We start from the raw sequence: 1590 nt of genomic DNA on the forward strand, positions 1-1590 counted from the left end.
GCTCGACATCGACCACTTCAAGCACATCAACGACCGCTGGGGCCACCCCGTCGGCGACGAGGTGCTGCGCCGCATGGCCGCCATCGTGTCGGCCAATCTGCGCACGAGTGACGTCATCGGTCGCTGGGGCGGCGAGGAGYTCCTCGTCGCCTGCCAGGGCCGCCATGCCGACGACGCGGTGCGGCTGGCGGAGAAGCTGCGCGATGCCGTGCAACGCGGCAACTTCGACGCCAAGGGCCGTTTCGGCATCACGGCGAGTTTCGGCGTTGCGCTGGCACCGCCCGGGGCGTCGACCCACCGCGCCTTCAAGCGGGCCGACGCGGCCCTCTACCGCGCCAAGGCCGCCGGTCGCAACCGCGTCGAACTCGACACCGCGCACGACGCCGTCACCACGCTCTGAGCGTGGCGGGCGCCGCGCACGACGCTCAGTGCACGACGCGACCGAACGAGAACTCGCCGCCTTCGACCTGCACCGGGATCACATCCTTCGGGCCGAAGCGCCCCTGGAGGATGAGCTTGGACAGCGGGTTCTCGACGCGCTGCTGGATGGCTCGCTTCAGCGGCCGGGCGCCGAAGACGGGGTCGAAGCCGACCTTGGCCAGTTCGTTCAGCGCCGCCTCGCTGATGTCCAGCTTCATCTCCATCTTTTCCAGGCGCGCCTCGAGCAGCCGCAGTTGGATGCGGGCGATGGACTTGATGTGGTCGGCGCCCAGCGCGTGGAAGATGACCGTCTCGTCGATGCGGTTCAGGAACTCGGGCYGGAAGTGGGCCTTGACCTCGCCCCACACGGCCTCGCGGATGACCTCGTCCTTCTCACCCGACAACGCCATGATGTGCTGGGAGCCGAGGTTTGATGTCATCACGATGACGGTGTTCTTGAAGTCCACCGTGCGGCCTTGGCCGTCGGTCAGGCGGCCATCATCCAGCACCTGCAGCAGCACGTTGAACACGTCCGGGTGGGCCTTCTCGACCTCGTCGAGCAGCAGCACGGAGTAGGGTTTGCGGCGCACGGCCTCGGTCAGCGTGCCGCCTTCTTCGTAGCCGACATAGCCGGGAGGCGCACCAATGAGACGGCTCACCGAATGCTTCTCCATGAATTCGCTCATGTCGATGCGCACCATGTGGTCGTCACTGTCGAACAGGAAGCCGGCCAGCGCCTTGCACAGCTCGGTCTTGCCAACGCCGGTGGGGCCGAGGAACAGGAAGCTGCCCAGCGGCCGGTTCGGATCGCTCAGGCCGGCGCGTGAGCGGCGGATGGCGTCGGACACGGCCYGGATGGCCTCGTCCTGGCCGATGACGCGATCGTGCAGCTTGGCTTCCATCTGCAGCAGCTTCTCGMGCTCGCCCTGCATCAGCTTGGAGACCGGAATGCCGGTAGAGCGCGCCACGACCTCGGCGATCTCCTCGGCACCCACCAGCGTGCGCAGCAGTTGCGGCCTGTTGGTGCCGGCCTTGCCGGCCTCCTTGGCCTGGGCCTCCTTGAGCTGCTTCTCCAGCTCGGGGAGCTTGCCGTACTGCAACTCGGCAACCTTGTTGAAGTCGCCCTTGCGCTTCCATTCCTCGATGTGCTGGCGGGCGCGATCGATCTCT

General features: G+C 67.1%; 2 protein-coding genes. One reads left to right on the forward strand and one right to left on the reverse strand.

The window, feature by feature from the left end; translation table 11 throughout:
- On the forward strand, positions 1–400 hold a 400-nt coding region (locus tag ACXJKR_RS32040; RefSeq protein WP_457326291.1), incomplete at its 5' end, for a GGDEF domain-containing protein.
- Between the two features lie 25 nt (positions 401–425).
- Here the strand turns inward: ACXJKR_RS32040 and ACXJKR_RS32045 are convergent.
- Positions 426–1590 (reverse strand): AAA family ATPase (locus tag ACXJKR_RS32045; protein ID WP_457326292.1); only part of this gene is annotated, 1165 nt, incomplete at its 5' end.

The sequence above is a fragment of the Roseateles sp. P5_E11 genome (assembly GCF_054049355.1).